Genomic DNA, 19,638 nt, shown 5'->3' with positions numbered 1-19,638 from the left:
TATTGTCCTGTATCGTTAAATCCGTTCATCGCCACTGTTCAGGTATGGCATAGCTCACGGTCAGAATGGATCCGTCCCGTTCAATTTCTATTTCCAATTGCGGCTCAGACCGCCAATTCTCAAAAAGCATCATATCCTGCTCAAGATCCCCCAGCCGCTGGCCATTGACGGCAGTGATGACGTCACCGGCCCTGAGGTTGACAGCATTGAGCATGGCATTGGAACCATCGTACACATAACCGGACGTACCTCCCTCCCCGGTCGGGCTAAGCCCGTATGGTGCAAGCGCCGCAACTCCCTGGGAATCAAGCTGTTCCCGTGCCTCACTCAGGAACTGCTCCGGCGAAGACGCCGGTTCCGCCAAATCTTCTTCCACGCCCTCAACCAGGCCAGTGGAAAGCTGTTCTTCAAACGTCAGGGTTTCGTATTGCCCATTCCTGCGAATCAGCACCCGGCCTGGTTCCACTTCCGCCAGTTCGGCGTTACCGGGCAAGACCTCACCCACACGATAGTGCTCAGTTACTCCATTGCTTCCCGCAACTATAGCACCGGAGTCCTCCGGGCGCTCTGCCACCAGCACACCTTCAAGCCTGAGGTTGAGCCTGGTTTCCGGTGCCGACCGGCGAACCACTTCTGCGACACGGGTTTGCTCTTCCGCCCTGCCAAACACCTGATGGGCCGCCAGTGGCTGTAATCGGCCGCCACCTGAAGCGCTCGCGCGGCTGTCAGAGGCGGGTGCCATGGCCACCGGGCGGTCATCCCAGGCGATGAGCCAGGTTGTCTGCGCCAGTACCAGGGCAACATAAACCACGAGGCCCGCCAGTAACAAATTGGCCAGCAGCCGGGGCAGTCGCCGGCTACCGATAACAGCCGCCATTGCTGTCACAGAGCACCTCCTGGAATCAAGGGCTGCTTGACCCTGAAGACGACATCACTGGGGTTAGCAGAATCTGGCCAGGGTTGGTCGGCCAGGTCGATCATGCGTTTATAGACTCGCAACTCCATCATACCGTTCCAGCGAATCTCGGCATCCGCCGCGGGGCCATCGCCGCCCTGCTCCGAGATGACCAGCGCAACGCCATCGGCCGTACTGTCCATCGTCGCCAGCATGGGCGGGAAATCTGCCTGGCCAATATTATTCCCCATGGGCCAGGTAACCTGGCCTCCTGCCCAGCGGCCAACGCCGTCGGCCTGGGTCACGCGGTTGTCCTGCCACGACAACACCAATCGATCAATGGTGACGTCACCTTCGATGACTGCTCCACCGCTGCGTCGGATCAGGTCCTCAAATTCAGCGACTGCCAGATGGCCACTGGCGTTGAGGGTGCCTGCCCCCTGCCACCCGAGACTAACATTGCCATCCACGGAAGACTGTGACGACGACACTGAAAAATCGACGGGTAACGATAATCCAGAAACGGACGGCATGCCCAGCCGCCACTCAAGCCTCACAGGATAACCGGCGACCACCACGCCGGCAGCGCCTGACCAGACCCTGCCAGACACCTGACTGACCTGGACTTCCGGCGGAAGCGCAACATAGGCAGACGCCTGATGCCAAAGCCATCCGGCCGGTACGAGAACCACCAGCGCCACCAGATAAACCAGCACACCGGCCAAGGTCAGCAGGAACACTTTGCCGGGTCTGAGAAAGGCTTTTGCTGGGGTTTCGCTCATACAGTGTCACAAAGATAAATGGCCGGTTGCCGAGTCTAGCAAAGCCATTTCGCAAGTTCATGACAAAAAAACAAAAAACCCCGCATCGGTGTGAACCAATGCGGGGTTTTCCGGGTTTATGGGGCCATTCCTCAGAAATTGAGAATTGGTCCGGGTCCGGTCGGCATTACATCATGCCGCCCATGCCTCCCATTCCGCCCATGCCACCCATGTCCGGCATACCGCCGCCAGCGCCTTCTTCTTCCGGCTCGTCCGCAATCATCGCCTCAGTGGTGATGATCAGGGAAGCCACGGAAGCAGCTGCCTGCAGCGCGGAACGGGTCACTTTGGCCGGGTCAAGGATACCCATTTCCAGCATGTCACCGAACGCTTCGGTAGAGGCGTTATAGCCATAGGCACCTTCACCTTCCATGATCTTGTTCACAACAACGGAGGCTTCACCACCGGCGTTGGTCACGATCTGGCGCAGTGGAGCTTCCATGGCACGGCGCAGGATGTTAACGCCCGCCTTCTGCTCTTCGTTGATGGCATCAACCTTGTCCAGGGCCGCGATGGCGCGAATCAGGGTGACACCGCCGCCCGGCACAATGCCCTCTTCAACCGCAGCGCGGGTGGAGTGCAGAGCGTCTTCAACGCGGGCCTTCTTCTCTTTCATTTCCACTTCAGAACCGGCGCCAACCTTGATGACGGCTACACCGCCAGCCAGCTTGGCCACGCGCTCCTGGAGCTTTTCCTTGTCGTAGTCGGAAGAGCTGTCTTCAATCTGCTTACGGATCTGCTCAACGCGGGCTTCGATATCACCCTGAGCACCAGCACCGCCAATAATGGTGGTGTTTTCCTTGGTGACGTTGACGCGCTTGGCAGTACCCAGGTCATCAATGGTGGTGTTTTCCAGAGACAGGCCGACTTCTTCGGAAATAACAGTGCCGCCAGTCAGAATAGCGATGTCCTGCAGCATTTCCTTGCGGCGGTCACCGAAGCCGGGTGCTTTTACAGCATTTACTTTCACAATGCCGCGCATATTGTTCACGACCAGGGTCGCCAACGCTTCACCTTCGATGTCTTCAGCAATAATCTGCAAAGGCTTACCAGCCTTGGCCACAGATTCCAGAACGGGCAGAAGCTCACGGATGTTGGAGATCTTCTTGTCAACCAGCAGGATGTACGGGTCATCCAGTTCGGTGGACATGTTTTCCTGGTTGTTGATGAAGTACGGAGACAGGAAGCCACGGTCAAACTGCATGCCTTCCACTACGTCCAGCTCGTCTTCCAGGCCACGGCCTTCCTCAACGGTGATAACGCCTTCCTTACCCACTTTCTCCATCGCGTCTGCGATAAGCTGGCCGATGGTCTCGTCGCCGTTGGCGGAGATCGTGCCTACCTGGGCAATGTTGCGGCTGTCGTCACAGGGCTTGGACAGGTCACGGATGGCCTGTACTGCTGCGATTGTCGCCTTGTCGATGCCACGTTTGAGGTCCATCGGGTTCATGCCGGCAGTAACGGCCTTGATGCCCTCACGAACAATGGCCTGTGCCAGAACGGTCGCCGTGGTGGTGCCGTCACCGGCGGTATCATTGGCCTGGGAAGCAACTTCCTTGACCATCTGGGCACCCATGTTCTCGAACTTGTCTTTCAGCTCGATTTCCTTGGCGACGGATACGCCGTCCTTGGTGACGGTTGGTGCGCCGAAGGACTTGTCCAGAACAACGTTGCGGCCTTTCGGGCCCAAGGTTACCTTAACTGCGTCCGCCAGGATGTTGACACCCTGAACCATGCGTTTACGGGCGCTGTCACCGAATCTAACGTCTTTTGCTGCCATGTCATCTATTCCTGTTCGTTAAACCCAATTCAATCGTTCAATCGGATTGCTGCGTAACCGAGCGCTTACTCGAGAACGCCGAAAATGTCGTTTTCGCTCATGATGAGCAGGTCTTCGCCGTCAACCTTTACGGTGTTACCGGCATACTGGCCAAAGACCACGGTGTCACCCACCTTTACCGCCAGCGCACGGGTTTCGCCATTGTCGAGGATACGGCCATTTCCTACGGCGATAACTTCACCCTGGGACGGCTTCTCTTTGGCATTACCCGGCAGTACGATGCCACCAGCTGTTTTCTCTTCTTCTTCCTTACGGCGCACGACAACACGATCGTGTAGCGGACGAATTTTCATTGCTCGATATCTCCAATGTCAGGTTAGGTTTGGCAATGATGGTTGCGTTAAAAGCCGGGGCTTTTAACCAACTGTTTTACAGCGGTTATTAGCCCGCAGCGAACTTGTGAGACCTATGTGGGGGTGGCCGATGCGTTTTCAACACTTCCCCTGAAAAATTTTTCAGTTTTTTTTCGGACCGCCATCGCCGTGATCACTATCCTCTCGGCCTTCGGTATTCCGGTTCAGGCGATCGTAGTCGCGCTCGGTTTCGTCGCGGTATTCCCCTTCAATAATGTCATCGTTCCTGTCGAAAGGATTTTGACGCCCGAACGGCCCTTCGCGGCCACCAAAGGGCCCCTGCCCCTGGAAAGGCCCCTGCTGGCCTGCGGTAAATGTGAAACCGCCGGACTGGCCGGCCACCACCATTCGCTTCAGGGCCTGGGCGGCGAACCAGTGGCGGGTGCCCGGAATCAGGCAAAGGAAGCCAATGGTGTCGGTGACGAATCCTGGCGTCAGCAGCAGGGCGCCGCCCACGGCCAGAATCAGGCCTTCCGCCACTTCCTTCGCTGGCAACTCACCACTATTGAGCCTCTGATTGGCTTTCAACAAGGTGGCGAGCCCTTGCTGCCTCAGCAGCGCGGCACCAATGATGGCCGTCAAGAGGACAAGGCCAATGGTATTCAGGGCGCCAATCATGGTGCCAACTTTGATCAATATCGTCATTTCGACGATGGGCATGACAATGAATAAAAACAGAAAAATGCCCAAGGGAGCCTCCGTGGATGAGCGTTGGTCTGGTTGCTGCGACCGTAAAAACCTCTGATATACTCGCCGCTTCCGCTAATGCTTAACCTTAGGGCAAAACATGAAACTTCAAGATTCCGTGATCGCAATTACTGGCGGCGGCCAGGGTTTGGGCCGAGCCATGGCTGAGTATCTGGCAGCCAAAGGGGCTCGTCTGGCGCTGATTGATCTGATGCCGGAGAAGCTGGAAGAGGCTGCAGCCGCCTGTAAGAAAGCGGGTGGCGATGCCAGAACCTATATCTGCAATGTCGCCAAGGAAGACGATGTCGAGAAGACATTTGAGGCTATCGTGGCGGATTTTGGTCAGCTTAACGGGTTGATTAACAACGCTGGCATCCTTCGGGATGGGCTGATGGTGAAGGTTAAGGACGGCCAGGTTGAGAAGCGCATGGAGCTGTCGCAGTGGCAGTCGGTGATTGATGTGAATCTGACGGGGGTTTTCCTGTGCGGCCGTGAGGCGTCTACGCAGATGATCAAGAATGGCGATCAGGGTGCGATTATCAACATTGCGTCGATTTCCCGTGCCGGGAATATGGGCCAGAGCAATTATTCTGCCGCCAAGGCGGGGGTTTCGGCGTTGGTGCCGGTGTGGGCCAAGGAGCTTGCCCGTTATGGCATTCGGTGCATGGGGATTGCGCCTGGCTTTATCGAGACTGAGATGACGGCTTCGATGAAACCGGAGGCCCTTGAGAAGATGACCGCTGGTATTCCCCTGAAGCGTATGGGTAAGCCGGAGGAAATTGCGTCTGCGGCGGCGTTTATTTTTGAGAATGACTATATGTCGGGGCGGATGATTGAGGTTGATGGGGCTTTGCGGCTCTAGGGTTTGAGCTTTGCCCCCTGTTCCCTAGCCTGAGGGGTTTGGGGGCTGGCTAGGGGGTGGCGCCAGATTTTTCTTGGAAAAAGAACTCGCTTTGCTCGGACATCTTTTTCTGGCAGAAAAATTTGGCACCGCCCCCTGCCCGACCTAACTCCGATGTGTATCAACCCAAAAAACTAAGGACGCCAGGCGAACTGTTTCATTGATATTCTTCCATCTACAACGACAACTCCTTCCTCCCGCAAGCTCTGGGCTTGCGTCTCAAAGGCCTCGCTGCCGATGGGGAAGGCGATCTGGCCATTGCTTCTGATCACGCGATACCAGGGAATGGCGTGCCCTTCTGGGAGTTTTCCCAAAGCTTTACCGATATACCGGGCCTGCCGGCCCAGGCCGGCCATATCTGCGATCTGGCCGTAGCTGGCTACACAGCCAGGGGGGATAGCGGCGACAACCTGCCAGATTTTCTGGTCTTTGGTGGGTTCGGTCATGACGACTCAACAGCTTCGTTCCGCGGTGCCAAGGCGTCCAGGCGTTCGCCTTTGCGCATCATGTATATGGCCAGCAGTATGGCGGGAACGCCCATTATGCCGGCAACCAGGAAGAATTCTGCGTAACCGAATCCGGCCACGACGATGCCGGAGAAGCCGCCGATGAATTTTCCGGGCAGTGTCATCAGGGAGCTGAACAGGGCGTACTGGGTAGCGGTGAAGGCCGCGCTGGTCATGCTGGACAGCCAGGCTATCAATGCCACATTGGCGATGCCGCCACTGAGATTGTCGGCACTGACCACCAGTGCAAGGGTGACAATGTTGGGCGGGTATTGTGCCAGAACGACGAAAAGCAGGTTGGTGGCTGCGGTCATGATGGCGCCGGCCAGCAGGATGCGACGTACGCCGTACCGTACTACGAGTACACCACCCACCAGAGAGCCGGCGATGGTCATGAAGAAGCCGAAGATTTTGGTGACGTCGGCCACCTGGGTTTTCGAGAAGCCCATGAAATCCAGATAGAAGGGGTTTGCCATAACCCCCATGGCGATGTCGGAGATGCGATACACAGCGACCATCACCAGGATCAGGATGGCGAGTTCCTTGTAGCGACGGAAGAAGTCCAGGAAGGGCCCGGCGATGGCAGCGTAGAACCATCCGATAAATCGCGCCAGGCGGGGGTTGAGGTGGGTACGCTTACTCGCCTCGTGCTCAATTTTGTCGGCGATGTCCTGGGCGGCGGCGTAGTGATTGACCCTGGGTTCCCGCACGATGAGTACCGTCACCATGCCTACGCCAACAAGCAGCGCCATCACTTCGTAAGACACCTGCCAGGACCAGAACTCCGCAAGATACAAGGCCCCGGCCCCCGCGACCAGCAAAGCCAGCCGGTAGCCGAAGATATAGGTGGCCGCCAGTGCCGCCTGCAACCGCTCTTCCGCCACTTCGATCCGGTAGGCATCAATCGCCACGTCCTGGGTGGCGGACGAGAAAGCCACCAGCAAACCGCAGAACGCCATCATCTCCGGTGCCACGGTGGCGTCCACGTGGGCCATGAGGTACAGGCCCGTTGCGATGCCCGCCTGAGCCAATAATATCCAACTCCGGCGCTTGCCCAGCAGCCTGTCGAGAATCGGCAGTTTCAACCGGTCCACTACCGGCGCCCAGAACACCTTGATGGAATAGGTTATGCCCAGCCAACTGAAAAAACCGATGGTGGCCGTTTCCACCCCGACATCCGCCAGCCTTGCGTTCAGGGTGGAGAACACCAGCAGGAACGGCAGGCCGGCCGAAAACCCCAGAAACAGGAGCGCAATGACCTGCCAACGTGTGTAGGTGTGGAGGGTTTCCTTAAGTAACGCCAGGGTGTTGCCGGATAAAATGGTGTGGCTCCCGGTTCAGTCGCGGAAATTATTGAACTGCAGTGGAATATCCAGCTCGGCTTCCTTTAACAGCGCAATCGCCGTTTGCAGGTCATCGCGTTTTTTCCCTTTTACCCTTACTTTGTCACCTTCGATGCTGGCCTGGACCTTGAGCTTACCGTCCTTGATCATCTTGACGATCTTCTTGGCCATGTCGGTTTCGATTCCCTGCTTCAATTGCAGATGCTGCTTGACCAGTTTGCCGGCTTTGCTTTCTCCGTCTTCGGATAGCGCCCGGGAATCGATATTGCGCTTGGCGAAGGCCATGCGCAGCATGTCCATCAACTGCTCCAACTGGAATTCCTGCTCGGCGCTGATGGTGATGCCTTTGTCGTCCAGTTCGATGTCCGCGTCCACGTTCTTGAAGTCCCAGCGATTGCCCAGCTCGCGCTTGGCCTGGTCCACGGCGTTGGTCACTTCGTGCATGTCGATTTCAGAAACGATGTCAAAAGAAGGCATGATGTGTTCTCACTTTTTACAATTATCCACGTCAGGGCACGTACAAAACGCTATACTGGTGCCCTTCTGGTTGCGCAAGGTGCCAAAGCATACCAAGACCGGGCCGGCACCGCATCTGACAATGGACTGGTGAGTAGTAGTTAACAATGCCAAATCTTGATCTTCCCATCCTCGTGGTAGACGACGCCAAATTCAGCAGTATGGTGGTGGGCCGAACCCTCCGCAATGCAGGGTACCGCGACGTGCGAATCGCCAACAATGCCCCTGCCGCGCTTGAGTTTATTGACCAACGCCCAGTCAGTGTGTTGATTGCTGACTGGTTGATGCCGGAGATGGACGGGCTGGAGCTGACCGATCAGGTCCGCCAGCAGGATGAGCAGAACAACCACTACACCTACGTGATCCTGCTCACCGCCCGGGAGAGTGTGGAGGCCCTGTCAGAAGCATTCGACCGGGGCGTCGACGACTTCATCTATAAATCGGACATGACCAAGCAGCTGATTCCAAGAATTTTCGCGGCCGACCGCATGGCGGACCGCCAGAACACCCTTTTGCGCGCTAACTCCCTGTTGATTGAGAACAACCGCGAACTGGAAAGCAGTAACATCATTGATCTTGAAACGGGCCTCTGCAACAACCGTTATGCCCGGGATAAGCTGGGCAAATGCCTGCGGCAGGCGGAGTCCCGTGGCGGCGCCTCTGCCTATGTGTTGTGCGGCATTCGCAACTGGCAGGAACTCAAGCGTAAACATGCGCCCTCGGTGATGAGTGAGCTGGCCGTTGGCATCGCCCGCCGCCTGAGCCATCTGATCCGGCCCATGGACTCCCTGTGCCGCGTGGGCGACAACCAGTACGCGATTATCGCTCACTTCCCAAACAGCGATCATTGCTCCACAACCGCTTTTCGCCGCGTATTCGACGGCATTAACCACAAAGCTCTGAAGACCACGGCGGGCTACATCTCGGTTGAGGCGGGCATGGTGCTTTGCAGGGCGGATGCCCAACACGGCACCCCTTCGGTCCAGGAGATGGAGCGTGCAGCAGTTCAGGGCTTGGTGGATGCCTATGAGACCCGACGGTTTACCGAGACCAAACCAGAGCTTGAGAAAGCCTGAAGCAGAGTGTCGGATTACGCTACGTAACACTGCGACACACATCATAAACAGACTTCCATGAGCGAAAGCCCTATTCTGAAATTGTGGATTTAAGCAGTATCCCCCATGGCGGAGGAGCCGAGTAGTACCTCCGCCGCCAAATGGGGAAAGTCCGCAGAATTAACGAATTTTTCAGGCACTTTCGTTCTTTCCTTGTTTTTAAGCCAGCTTCTTAGCTGGCTTTTTTCTTTTCTGCTTCCGTTATACTGATGGCAACAATAACCCCAAGACGTTGCCGTAATCATGAAGACCCTCGGAACCGCCTCCGTAGCAGCCCTAAGACAATATGTCCGCGCCGCCAATGCCCAAGGCCTGGATACCTCAGCACTGTTCAACAAAGCCGGGCTTGACGCATCGATTCTCCAGACCGACGACGAGCGTATAAACGGCGAGCAGTTCCAGGCATTCATACGGCTGCTTTGTGAACAAAGCAATAACCCCATCCTCGGCCTTGAAACCGGTGACTTCGTGCAACCGGGGTCCTACAGTGTTCTCGGGTATATCACCATGAGCTCCGCCACGCTGGGAGAAGCAGTCGCTCGCATTGCCCCGTTCGAGAAACTGGTCGGCGACATGGGAACGACGCAAATTGCGGGTAGCGGCGATCACATCAGACTGATCTGGGCCTGCAACTACACCGACCCGGTCGTTCGCCCCCAGATGGTGGACAACGTCTTCGCCTCCTGGATCAACTACGCCCGCTGGCTGGCCGACAACAACGCCGCCTCGCCAGTGGAAGTTCACCTCGAACACCCTTCCCCCGGGCCGGAGCTGGAGAGCGCCTACACGGAACGCTGGGGCTGCCCGGTACGTTTTCGTTCCAACGAAGACGCCATTGTTCTGCGCAAAGACCTGCTGAGCACTCCCCTGCGCCAGCCTGACCCACTGCTGCGAAAAACCCTGGAAGCCCACGCCCTCAGCCAACTGGCCACTCTGGACACCGACACAGCCCTCACCAACCGGGTTAAACACAGCATTCGCAAACAGTTGATGCACGGCATCACCCGCCAGGACATGGTCGCAGACCATCTGGGCATGACCAGCCGAACGTTGCAGAGAAAACTTAGTCAGGAAGGTGTTTCGTATCAGCAGTTGCTGGACGAGGTAAGGCAGGCAATGGCGGAAGATTTTTTGGCGAACAGCGAACTGGGCATTCCGGAGATAGCGTTGAGGCTGGGGTACAGCGAAACAACGTCGTTTCACCGAAAGTTCAAAGCAGAGACGGGGAAGACGCCCGGAGAGTTCCGGGCGTCACGGGAGGCCAGTTAAAGCTTGCGACCCTTGCCAGCCGCAATCCTCAACCGAAGCGCATTCAGCTTGATAAAGCCTTCAGCATCCTTCTGATCGTAGGCGCCCTGGTCTTCCTCGAAGGTCGCAATCTTCTCATCGAACAGCGAATCGTCAGACTTACGCCCAACCACATCCACATTGCCCTTATAGAGCTTCAGGCGCACGGTACCGTTTACATAAGTCTGGGTCTGGTCGATCAGCGCCTGCAGCGCTTCCCGCTCAGGGGACCACCAGTAACCGTTGTAAATCACCTCCGCATAACGCGGCATGATGCTGTCCTTCAGGTGCGCCACTTCGCGGTCCAGGGTGATGGACTCAATCGCACGGTGGGCGCGCAGCATGATGGTGCCACCCGGAGTTTCGTAGCAACCGCGGGATTTCATGCCCACATACCGGTTCTCAACAATGTCCAGACGACCAATCCCGTTCTCGCCGGCGACCTTGTTCAGGTGTTCAAGCACCTCGTGAGGCTTCATGGCCTGGCCATCAATCGCCACGATATCGCCTTTCTCATAGGTCACTTCGATATAGGAAGGCGTGTCGGGCGCTGCTTCCGGAGACACACTCCAGCGCCACATATCTTCCTCGGCTTCCGCCCAGGGGTCCTCCAGGTTGATGCCTTCATAAGAGATATGCAGCAAGTTGGCATCCATGGAGTACGGACTCTTGCCCTTCTTCTTCTCCACCGGAATGTTGCGCTCGTCGCAATAAGCCAGCAGCTTCTCACGGGAATTCAGATCCCACTCACGCCAGGGGGCAATCACCTTCACACCCGGCTTCAGCGCGTAGGCACCTAACTCGAAACGAACCTGATCGTTGCCTTTGCCGGTAGCGCCGTGGGAAATCGCGTCCGCACCGGTTTCGTTGGCAATCTCAATCAAACGACGGGAGATCAGCGGGCGTGCGATGGAGGTACCCAGCAGGTACTCCCCTTCGTAGATGGTGTTGGCGCGGAACATCGGGAACACGTAGTCACGAACGAATTCCTCGCGCAGGTCCTCAATGTAGATTTCCTTCACGCCGAGCGCTTTCGCTTTCTCACGCGCCGGCTCAACTTCCTCGCCCTGGCCGATGTCGGCGGTGAACGTCACCACCTCACACTCATAGGTATCCTGCAACCAGCGAACGATTACCGAGGTATCCAGGCCACCGGAATACGCCAGAACCACCTTTTTAATATCAGACATGCCCTTGCTCCAGACTGAACAGAATGGATGTATCAAAAATAAGGGGCGTATTGTACGGGACAGCGGGGGGAATGGCTATTGGGGCAAGAGGGCGGCCTCGTTACTGGCCGCGGATGCCACCGGCAGGGCGCCAGGTGGCATCTTGGATAGAATGCACGGTATTCACACCAGAACGTCGTATTCAGACAGCCTGCTGTTGCTTGGAGGTAGCCTCTTCGCGGATGCCATCCCAGCCGTCTTTGATTGAGCGCAGAAGGTCCGCGACTTCATCAAGCTTAGCGACGTCATTCTTGGCATTCGCTTCAAAAAGGGTCCGCTCCATGTAGTCATAAAGCGATTCCAGGCGCACGGCCAGATCGCCACCCTTCTCGAAATCCAGAAAGCCACGGAGGCCACCGATGATTTCAATCGCTTTGGAAATCAATCGGCCTTTGCCCTCAAAATCCTTCGCCTGCATCCTGGCTTTGGCCATGTTAATGCGTTCCAACGCTCCGTTGTAAAGAAGCTGGATCAGCTTGTGAGGATCGGCATCCGTAATGCTGGTTTGGGCGTTTACGCGTTGGTAAGCCTGTAAACCGTTCATAAGTGACCTCTTTATTCGCTTTTCGTGCAATAAACATCAATTGTTATTGCGATTATTCTGTGGTGCCAGCGCAGCAAGCTGCTGGCTCACAAAGTCCTGTGTACTGTTCAGTTGCGAGATCAATGAATCCGCAGCTGTAAATTGACTCACCAGGCGCTCTCGATAGGCTGTAATTCTCTCTTCCAGCCGAATCTGATTTTCCTGAATTCGCTCCAGATCGCGGTTCAGGCTCTCGGTTCTGGTATCAATTGCACCATCGGCACCGACAAAGTTGGTGATCAGGTCAACCGTACGTTCGCCAACACCTTCAATAAATTGTATCGAGCCTCGACTTCCAGTCTGATCGCCCAATATTTGTACCTGGAGCCCAGACGCAGCACCGCTGTTTTCGCCCAGAAACAGTGTTTGCCCTTCGCCTTCAGCTGTTCTTCCGTCAATGGTACCCGCAACATCGAGGCCATCCGTGCTTGTGGCGGCATCCAATCCAAACGTAGCCGCGCTTTCAGCGGACGACAAGGTGACCGAAGACTCGCTGCCGTAGGTGGAGGAAGAGAAAACCAGCTCATCCCCAGCCCCCAGGCTCACCTGAACGGACCCATCTGACGCGTTCAGCGCGTTGTTGCTATTAAGCTGAGCCTGAATCTCGTCAACCAGATCCTGTGCACTGTTGTAAGTCTGCTGTGTAAGCTGAAGGTTAACGGAGGTATCACCATTAACCAGCAGTGAAAACTCATCATTTGTTCCGTCAATAGTAACGGGAAAAGTGGCTGCGGCATTCCCGGCAAGCGTGCCCTGGGTCGCAGCCTGGGTCACGTTGATATCATAGGTTCCAGGTTCGGTGTTTACACCACTGCGAACAAACTCTACCTGGCTGTCGGTAGCCCTGCCCTGTTCGGCAAACAAAGCCGTGACATCGTCCGGATTAGCCTTTAACTGCGCCATGAACTCTTCGCGGTCAAATTCCAGAGAGCCAGTCTCGAAATTTGTGGTAATACCCACATCCGCCAGACTTCGGACACTTGCGTCTTCAAGCCCGGGAACAACGCGGGTCAGCACTTGGCGGAGTTGGTTCTGAATACCCCGAATAACGCTATCGCCAGTCAGAAGGCTTCCGCTACCGCTCTCTGCATTGAATCCTGCCAGCGCATCAATGGTTTCCTGCAGGCCATTAAATTTCTCGACAAAGCCCTGGACACGGTCTGCTACCGCACCGAGATCCTGTTCAACCTTAACCGTGGACGTACCAGTGGCAGTCAGATCAAATGTCAAACCATCAATGACGTTCTCAAAACTATTGGTAGAACGGGTAACCTCTACGCCATTGATACTCATCACGGCGTCCGACGCGGCGATTGTCTCATTGAGACCGGCGCCCGCATCCATTGATGTGTTAAACGCAAAACGGGAAAGCCCCTGGGCATCGGTATCCGTGCCGGCGCTGTCGCCCGATACGGAAATACTAACGGCGTTTGCCGTACCGGTTTCGTCTGCCGATAGCACGAGCTGGAAACCACTACCGGTATCGATTACGCCCGCTGAAACCCCTGCATCAGAATCGTTGATTGCGTTTGCCAGGCCCTGCAACGTGTCGTTACTGCTGTCTATAACAATATTGGTGGTGTTGTCACCAACAGAAAGCGTCATTGTTCCCTGGCCAACACTGGTCTTGTCGCGATCCGCGAATACATCACGCGACGCGAGCGCCTGAGCGCTGGCGAGACTTGTCACATCGACACTGTAAGTACCGCGGTTAGCCTTGGAGCTGTCCACAGACACAGCAACGTCTTCGTTGGACGACGTTGCAGAAAAGGCTTTGAGATTATCTGGAGCACTCAATTGCCGCATTGGAAGGCGCAGCTCTGTTACTGCACTGCGAAGCGTGCCATAGGCAGAAATCAGCGCCTGGGTGCGCTCGGTTTTCTGAGCCAAACGATTTTCCGTCGGTGCCCGTTCCGCTTGCACCAACTGATCGACCAACTCGGAGGTCAGAACACCAGACCCGATACCCAACGATGATATATTTGCCATAGTATGTGCCTCCTCAGGAGGGCAATTTCCAATGCTATTCCATATATCGGCCTGAAGCGGCAAAACTTTGCCTTTTCTACCGACCAATTTGTAACCACATGTAAGCAAAACACCGCCGGCCCCTTTCGGGTGCGGCGGTGCTGAACAACCGTTTTCAACGTCAGGCCAAGAGCGGCAAACTCTAGACCTTCGTGTTGAATAACGTCAGCGGTTCATCCTGCTGCAAGTTTTCTGCCAACCTCAACGCAACTTCATCCGGAATTTGCCGAATAACCTCTTGGGTGGACTGATCGACGACCTTGACGATCGTCTGTCCCCGCTCGTTATCCACTTCAAACTGCAAATCCCTCTGGACCGTCTGAACGAAATCGTTCAGTTGAGACACGGCATCATCCAATTTCTCTTTCTGTGCCTCACTGCGCCTTTCGAGCCTCTCAGCTTTCGAAAGTTCCTGAGCCCCGGACAACAACTCCGAACGCTCAGCAAGACCAGGTGATGAAGGTGCAGTCAGGGCGGAGGCATTCCTGCCTTCGGCCTGAGATGACGAAATTGCCCGAGCCGGAGCTTGCTCGCTGGAACGAATCAGCTTCAAATCCGGGCCATTCAGGTTAACGCCATTCATAGCTCACCTCGCTATCCTCATACAGCAGTAAACCGGGGCCCAAAGACCCCGGCCTTGCCGTTATGCCCCTGTTACTGCAGGAGGGACAGAACCTGCTGCGGGCGGGCATTCGCCTGCGCCAGTACAGAGATACCAGCCTGCTGGAGAACCTGCGCCTTGGACAGCTTAGCAGTTTCAGATGCGAAGTCTGCATCCAGAATCCGGCTGTTAGCGGCCGACAGGTTTTCGGCAGTTGTGCTCAGGTTGGCGATTGTGGATTCAAACCGGTTCTGGGCAGCACCCAGGTCGGCGCGGATACCACTGATCTGCTCAAGAGCCGCATCTGCAATCTCGATTGCGCTGTTAGCGCCTGCAACAGTACCGATGTCGATAGAAGACACTGACTGGAGGTTAGAACCAACCACGGTGTCTGCTGCAACGTTCAGAATGCTACCAGCGGTTTCCGCAACCGAGGAACTGACTGAGAACGCACCGGATGAGGCGAACTCAACAGAACCAGAAGCAATCGTGCTGTCAGTGCTGCCAGCGGTCAAAGTAACCGCCGTCGGATCACCACTGCCCTGCAGCGTGGCGGTACCGGTAGCGTTACCTGAGTTGGCAAAGTCCTGCAGACGGATGTCTTTACCATCAGCCTGGGTCAGTGTGATTTCGCCACCGTTTGCTTCAGCCGTAACACCAGTGGTGCCTGAGGTATCGTTGATCGCTTTGGCCAGCGCACCCAGGTCAGTGGTAGTTACCGCTGCGGAGATGGTCGCTGTGTCGCCACCACTACCAAGCGTGAAGGAAACCGTACCATCGTCAGACAGACCAGCGAGGGTTGCCGTGGTCGATGCAGTAGCCGTTACACCAGTCGTGCCGGTTTCAGCGTTAACAGCAGCCGCAATCGCTTCTGCAGTATCGCCCTGGGTAATACCAATGACCTCAGAGCCTTCAGTTCCAGAAACGGTGATGTTCTGTGTAGCAATGGTGTTGTTGGCAACCGTTGCCACATCAGCCGCAGCTACCGCAACAGAACCTGTGCCCTGGCTGACAGTGGTATCACTTTCACCGGATACGGTGTTGTTACCAAGGTCGGCACCACGAGCACCGGTCACGGATACTGAGATGGTCTGGTTAGCGTTGGCACCAACCTGGAATGACTGAGCAGTGAAGCTGCCATCCAGAAGGTTGAGGCCGTTGAACTGGGTAGTACCGGCAATACGGTCAAGCTCTTGCTTCAGCTGGTTTACTTCGCCCTGAAGTGCAGAGCGGTCAGAAGAAGAGTTAGTCGAGTTGGCCGACTGAACAGACAGCTCACGGATACGCTGCAGGATATTGGTGGTTTCTTCCAGAGCACCTTCAGCAGTCTGAGCCAGAGAAATACCGTCGTTGGCGTTACGCTGCGCAACGTTCAGACCAGAGATCTGGGACTGAAAACGGGTCGAAATTGCAAGGCCAGCAGCATCGTCCTTGGCGGAGTTGATACGCAGGCCGGATGACAGACGCTCCAGAGCTTGGTTAGAAAGCTCCTGGGATTTGTTCAGCTGGTTCTGAGCTGACAGTGACGCAACGTTAGTGTTAATACCGAGAGCCATATTGCTTCTCCTTCGACATATGTCGTTATTTCATGGAAAAGGAATGGCGCCCATTTTCAGTTTGGGAGCGCCTCCCTGTTATTGCGCTTAACGGCGCCCCCGTCCGTACCTTTAGAAAAAATTAACGGTATTTTGTAAGGGAATGTAAAAGCGGCAATAGTCTTCCTTATACCGCTATATGCTGACGATTGGATTCATGCCCCAAACATCAAAACGACCAATAAAACCAATACTAATCAATATCTTAAAAACAAAACTCCGAAACTGGCACAACCTTCGCTTACCTCCCTGCAAAACGGCAATTAAATGAACTTCCGCCGGCAAGGCGTCCATTTTGATCGGGCACCGGGTTACCGGCATCTCTGAGCAGGGAGAAATGTTATGCCTCAGATCATCAACACCAATATCGCGTCGCTGAATGCTCAGCGAAACCTGAACACTTCACAGGAAGACTCCAACGTTGCCCTGCAGCGGCTGTCATCCGGCCTGCGCATCAACTCCGCCAAGGACGACGCTGCCGGGCTTGCCATCTCTGAGCGATTCACATCGCAGATCAAAGGCCTCAACCAGGCCATTCGAAACGCCAACGACGGTATTTCTCTGGCTCAGACTGCTGAAGGCGCGCTGGGCGAATCCGGGAACATCCTGCAGCGCATTCGGGAACTGGCGGTACAATCCGCCAACGCAACGAACTCCGCATCTGACAGGAAGGCCCTGCAGTCCGAAGTAAACCAGCTAAAAGGCGAGCTGGAGCGCATTGCCACTACCACCGAGTTCAACGGGCTGAAACTCCTGGACGGCACCTTCCAGGCCCAAAAATTCCAGGCTGGCGCCAATGAAAACCAGAGCATCGCCGTTTCCATCGAAGGCGCCCGAACCGCCGACCTGGCCAACAACACGCTCGACGCGGCCAACGCAACCCTGAACCAGGGCACCGGTTCAACAACCGCAGCGAATGCGACGTTACCCGCACAAAACACGATCGCCACGCAGAATCTCACCATTTCCAGCTCGTTGGACAGCCAGGTGGTGCCCATTACAGCAGGTGACACGGCAGAAGACATCGCCGCAGCCATCAACGACATCGGTGCCACGACGGGTGTGAACGCGACGGCAAGAACATCGGCGACCCTGAGCAACACCGCTACCACGCCAATCGCCGTGCCTCAAACCGTGTCGCTCACCCTTTCCAATGGGAGCAGCTCAGCGACCATTTCCGCGCAGATCACCGATGCAAACGACCTCTCAGCGATTGCACGTGAGGTGAACGCCGCGTCTGGTAAGACCGGCATTACCGCGGAAGTTGCTAACGACGGCAGTATCACGCTGATTCAGGAACAGGGTAAAGACATCACTATCGAAGACTTTACCGCTGCCGGCTCTCAACAGTTGGCGGTACAGGGTAGCGGCGACCCGAGCGCCATCGAACTGACAAGTGGTGGCGCTAATGCCACACGGATTGCCGGTGAGTTGACGCTGGACTCGTCCGTTAGCTTCGCCGCGACGTCTGACGCCACCCTGGCCGCAGGCAGCGTCCTGAACAGTGCACAGAATACCGCCGCCGGCTCTACGCCTGAAGAAGTGGCAGGTATCGATATAAGCACCGTTGACGGCGCAACCAGCGCACTCGCAGTTGTGGATGCGGCATTGGAAACCATCAGTGGCATTCGTGCCGACCTGGGCGCTGCCCAGAATCGACTCGAGTCGACCATTGCCAACCTGAGCACGACCTCTGAGAACCTGTCGGCCGCGCGTTCACGAATTCGTGATGCAGACTTTGCCGCCGAATCCGCAGAACTCGCCCGCACCCAGGTGCTGCAGCAGGCCGGCTTGTCGGTATTGGCCCAGGCCAACGCAAGGCCACAGCAGGTTCTGCAGTTGCTGCAGGGTTAATCGGGTTTCGTCACAGAGTCAAAGGGGTAGCCCCATGCAAGCACAGCACAACATCCATGCCACAGACGCACAAAAAGCCCACATTGCGCGGCTCCTGCTGCAGGCGAACCTGGCCTATGCGGAGTCCAACAGTCCGGCGTCGTTGGTTCAGCGTATCAAGGCGCGGCAGGAATGCCGCGACTACCTGAATGAAGTACTGGCGCAGGAGCCGGGCAATGCGGGCGCACTGGGCTTGCTGGGGCGAGTGGAAATGGATGACGGCGCGCTTGACAAGGCACACGCCCTGTTCACCGATAGCCTGAACCATGATCCCATGCAGCCGCAGCAGTTCACCAACCTGGGTTACTGGGCGATCAAGTCCGAGCGCCCGGCTCTGTCGGAGCAGTATTTCATCCAAGCCCTTGAGATAGACCGGCAATCCGCCGCCGCCTTTGGCGGGGTTGCCCATGCCAAGCGGCTGCAGGGCCAGTTCGATGTGGCTTACCTGCACTACCGCAAACTGCTGGAGATGGGCCTGGAATGGCCGTCCATTTATAGCGGTATGCTGACCTGCGCCGAGCACCTGGATGTCAACAGGGTCGATACCAAACTGGTTAGGGACGCCATCCTCCTGCTGCGTCATGACGGCCTGCCCCACCAGGAAATCGGCCGGTTCGTGGGTACCATCATCCGCCAGCAGTACGATCTGGAAAACCCGAATGCCCAGGTGGATCTGGTCGCCGCGAGCGAAGACGAACTGCTGATCCTGGCACTGGAAAAAACTCTGATGCCAGACCCCACCGTGGAAGAGCTGGTCACGCTGCTGCGCCGAGCGGTCATTGCCGAAGTTGCGCAAACCGTTGAACTGAGGGACGAGCTCCAGCCGCTGGCGCTGGCGCTGGCGGTTTACGCCGATCGCACCGGTTACGCCCTGACAGCGGAGGACGACGAAGAGCGGCTGGCCTCCGCCATCAACGACAGCATTTGCGCCCAGCTTGCGATGGGCGAGCAACAGGACGGCATGATCGGTTCGCTGATCGTCAGTGCCATGTACGGCGCTCTGTTCCATCAGAAGTATGCTGTGCAGCTTGGCCGCTGGAACCTGGTGGACTGGCCGGTTGCCATGCAGGGGATGATGGCCGCCAGCTACTACAACCGTGCCTCGGAAGAAGCCATCAAACAGAGTTTCGACGAGAAATCAGCCGAGCTTTGCCTGGAGAAAACCGACGTTCCCCAGGCCTGGCCCAACTGGTCGAAACTCGCCTACCGCTCCGAAACCAGCCTGAAAACCATGATGGCGACCGAGCTGGGCATGAATACCGAACAATTGCCGGAAACGCTGCGGATCATGGTGTGTGGCGCACAGTCCGGCCAGCGCGCCATGGAACTGGCGCACTACCTGAAAGACGTGGAAGTAATCGCCGTAGACGAATCCCTGGCCAACGTTGCCAAGGCAACGCGACTCTCGGGTGAGATGGGCATCTGTCACCGCCGGAGTAATACTG

Annotated in this window: 18 protein-coding genes; 5 read left to right on the top strand and 13 right to left on the bottom strand. The window is 56.4% G+C overall.

The window, feature by feature from the left end:
* Positions 1-25: 25 nt before the first annotated feature.
* The 5 genes from B2590_RS00855 to B2590_RS00835 form a co-directional block, all read right to left on the bottom strand.
* Positions 26-877 carry a type II secretion system protein N gene (locus tag B2590_RS00855; protein WP_036210102.1) on the bottom strand — a complete coding sequence of 284 codons (852 nt, stop codon included), beginning with the start codon at positions 875-877 and terminating at the stop codon, positions 26-28.
* Between the two features lie 5 nt (positions 878-882).
* Complete coding sequence (gene gspN / locus B2590_RS00850) at positions 883-1,677, bottom strand: type II secretion system protein N (RefSeq protein ID WP_075196452.1); 795 nt, start codon at positions 1,675-1,677, stop codon at positions 883-885.
* Between the two features lie 166 nt (positions 1,678-1,843).
* Positions 1,844-3,496: a chaperonin GroEL gene (groL, locus tag B2590_RS00845; protein WP_036210097.1), complete on the bottom strand. Its 1,653-nt coding sequence runs from the start codon at positions 3,494-3,496 to the stop codon at positions 1,844-1,846.
* 65 nt (positions 3,497-3,561) lie between these two features.
* A complete protein-coding gene (gene groES, locus B2590_RS00840; RefSeq protein ID WP_007155569.1) occupies positions 3,562-3,849 on the bottom strand; it encodes a co-chaperone GroES in 288 nt (95 codons plus the stop codon).
* 162 nt (positions 3,850-4,011) lie between these two features.
* A complete protein-coding gene (locus B2590_RS00835; RefSeq protein ID WP_036210095.1) occupies positions 4,012-4,599 on the bottom strand; it encodes an FxsA family protein in 588 nt (195 codons plus the stop codon).
* A 97-nt stretch (positions 4,600-4,696) separates the two neighbouring features.
* Between B2590_RS00835 and B2590_RS00830 the strand changes: the two genes are divergently transcribed.
* Positions 4,697-5,458 carry an SDR family oxidoreductase gene (locus B2590_RS00830; protein WP_036210092.1) on the top strand — a complete coding sequence of 254 codons (762 nt, stop codon included), beginning with the start codon at positions 4,697-4,699 and terminating at the stop codon, positions 5,456-5,458.
* A 173-nt stretch (positions 5,459-5,631) separates the two neighbouring features.
* Here the strand turns inward: B2590_RS00830 and B2590_RS00825 are convergent, their stop codons facing one another.
* Genes B2590_RS00825 through B2590_RS00815 form a run of 3 tightly spaced genes read right to left on the bottom strand, consistent with a single transcriptional unit; the run spans position 5,632 to position 7,823 of the window.
* Positions 5,632-5,943: an MGMT family protein gene (locus B2590_RS00825; protein WP_036210090.1), complete on the bottom strand. Its 312-nt coding sequence runs from the start codon at positions 5,941-5,943 to the stop codon at positions 5,632-5,634.
* Positions 5,940-7,307 carry an AmpG family muropeptide MFS transporter gene (locus tag B2590_RS00820; protein WP_414673550.1) on the bottom strand — a complete coding sequence of 456 codons (1,368 nt, stop codon included), beginning with the start codon at positions 7,305-7,307 and terminating at the stop codon, positions 5,940-5,942. The genes B2590_RS00825 and B2590_RS00820 overlap by 4 nt, the downstream gene beginning before the upstream one ends.
* Positions 7,308-7,340: 33 nt before the next feature.
* Complete coding sequence (locus tag B2590_RS00815) at positions 7,341-7,823, bottom strand: YajQ family cyclic di-GMP-binding protein (protein ID WP_036210083.1); 483 nt, start codon at positions 7,821-7,823, stop codon at positions 7,341-7,343.
* Positions 7,824-7,969: 146 nt separating this feature from the next.
* Here B2590_RS00815 and B2590_RS00810 point away from each other — a divergent pair, with 146 nt between their 5' ends.
* Together B2590_RS00810 and B2590_RS00805 are read left to right on the top strand one after the other, a co-directional pair.
* On the top strand, positions 7,970-8,938 hold the full coding sequence (locus tag B2590_RS00810) for a response regulator (protein ID WP_127401647.1): 969 nt from the start codon (positions 7,970-7,972) through the stop codon (positions 8,936-8,938).
* 282 nt (positions 8,939-9,220) lie between these two features.
* On the top strand, positions 9,221-10,246 hold the full coding sequence (locus tag B2590_RS00805) for an AraC family transcriptional regulator (RefSeq protein ID WP_127401648.1): 1,026 nt from the start codon (positions 9,221-9,223) through the stop codon (positions 10,244-10,246).
* Here the strand turns inward: B2590_RS00805 and B2590_RS00800 are convergent.
* The 5 genes from B2590_RS00800 to B2590_RS00780 form a co-directional block, all read right to left on the bottom strand.
* Entirely contained in the window at positions 10,243-11,454 is a 1,212-nt protein-coding gene (locus B2590_RS00800) for an argininosuccinate synthase (RefSeq protein WP_036210071.1), read from the bottom strand. The two genes, B2590_RS00805 and B2590_RS00800, sit on opposite strands and share 4 nt — an antisense overlap.
* Positions 11,455-11,635: 181 nt before the next feature.
* A complete protein-coding gene (gene fliS / locus B2590_RS00795) occupies positions 11,636-12,037 on the bottom strand; it encodes a flagellar export chaperone FliS (protein ID WP_007154096.1) in 402 nt (133 codons plus the stop codon).
* Between the two features lie 36 nt (positions 12,038-12,073).
* Positions 12,074-14,065: a flagellar filament capping protein FliD gene (gene fliD, locus B2590_RS00790; protein ID WP_085679976.1), complete on the bottom strand. Its 1,992-nt coding sequence runs from the start codon at positions 14,063-14,065 to the stop codon at positions 12,074-12,076.
* A gap of 181 nt (positions 14,066-14,246) precedes the next feature.
* Positions 14,247-14,687 (bottom strand): flagellar protein FlaG, encoded by a 441-nt coding sequence (locus tag B2590_RS00785; protein ID WP_041332462.1) that lies wholly within the window; start codon positions 14,685-14,687, stop codon positions 14,247-14,249.
* Between the two features lie 71 nt (positions 14,688-14,758).
* Entirely contained in the window at positions 14,759-16,261 is a 1,503-nt protein-coding gene (locus B2590_RS00780) for a flagellin (protein WP_286810707.1), read from the bottom strand.
* 381 nt (positions 16,262-16,642) lie between these two features.
* Here B2590_RS00780 and B2590_RS00775 point away from each other — a divergent pair, with 381 nt between their 5' ends.
* Both B2590_RS00775 and B2590_RS00770 read left to right on the top strand, forming a co-directional pair.
* Positions 16,643-18,154, top strand: coding sequence for a flagellin (locus tag B2590_RS00775; protein WP_075196458.1), 1,512 nt, complete (start codon positions 16,643-16,645; stop codon positions 18,152-18,154).
* 34 nt (positions 18,155-18,188) lie between these two features.
* Positions 18,189-19,638 (top strand): hypothetical protein (locus tag B2590_RS00770; protein WP_286810706.1); only part of this gene is annotated, 1,450 nt, incomplete at its 3' end.

It is taken from the genome of Marinobacter sp. UBA3604, from assembly GCF_002375325.1.
In the GTDB taxonomy this organism is placed as follows: Bacteria; Pseudomonadota; Gammaproteobacteria; order Pseudomonadales; family Oleiphilaceae; genus Marinobacter; species Marinobacter salarius.
The sequence above is the reverse complement of the archived record's forward strand: the minus strand, read 5'-3'. Positions and strand labels throughout refer to the sequence as shown.

Coding starts and splice junctions, on each gene's coding strand:
- B2590_RS00830 (WP_036210092.1), top strand. CDS start 4,697: ATGAAACTTCAAGATTCCGTGATCGCAATTACTGGCGGCGGCCAGGGT.
- fliD (WP_085679976.1), bottom strand. CDS start 14,065: ATGGCAAATATATCATCGTTGGGTATCGGGTCTGGTGTTCTGACCTCC.
- B2590_RS00785 (WP_041332462.1), bottom strand. CDS start 14,687: ATGAATGGCGTTAACCTGAATGGCCCGGATTTGAAGCTGATTCGTTCC.
- B2590_RS00780 (WP_286810707.1), bottom strand. CDS start 16,261: ATGGCTCTCGGTATTAACACTAACGTTGCGTCACTGTCAGCTCAGAAC.
- B2590_RS00855 (WP_036210102.1), bottom strand. CDS start 877: ATGGCGGCTGTTATCGGTAGCCGGCGACTGCCCCGGCTGCTGGCCAAT.
- B2590_RS00775 (WP_075196458.1), top strand. CDS start 16,643: ATGCCTCAGATCATCAACACCAATATCGCGTCGCTGAATGCTCAGCGA.
- B2590_RS00810 (WP_127401647.1), top strand. CDS start 7,970: ATGCCAAATCTTGATCTTCCCATCCTCGTGGTAGACGACGCCAAATTC.
- B2590_RS00805 (WP_127401648.1), top strand. CDS start 9,221: ATGAAGACCCTCGGAACCGCCTCCGTAGCAGCCCTAAGACAATATGTC.
- groES (WP_007155569.1), bottom strand. CDS start 3,849: ATGAAAATTCGTCCGCTACACGATCGTGTTGTCGTGCGCCGTAAGGAA.
- B2590_RS00825 (WP_036210090.1), bottom strand. CDS start 5,943: ATGACCGAACCCACCAAAGACCAGAAAATCTGGCAGGTTGTCGCCGCT.
- B2590_RS00815 (WP_036210083.1), bottom strand. CDS start 7,823: ATGCCTTCTTTTGACATCGTTTCTGAAATCGACATGCACGAAGTGACC.
- B2590_RS00800 (WP_036210071.1), bottom strand. CDS start 11,454: ATGTCTGATATTAAAAAGGTGGTTCTGGCGTATTCCGGTGGCCTGGAT.
- fliS (WP_007154096.1), bottom strand. CDS start 12,037: ATGAACGGTTTACAGGCTTACCAACGCGTAAACGCCCAAACCAGCATT.
- gspN (WP_075196452.1), bottom strand. CDS start 1,677: ATGAGCGAAACCCCAGCAAAAGCCTTTCTCAGACCCGGCAAAGTGTTC.
- groL (WP_036210097.1), bottom strand. CDS start 3,496: ATGGCAGCAAAAGACGTTAGATTCGGTGACAGCGCCCGTAAACGCATG.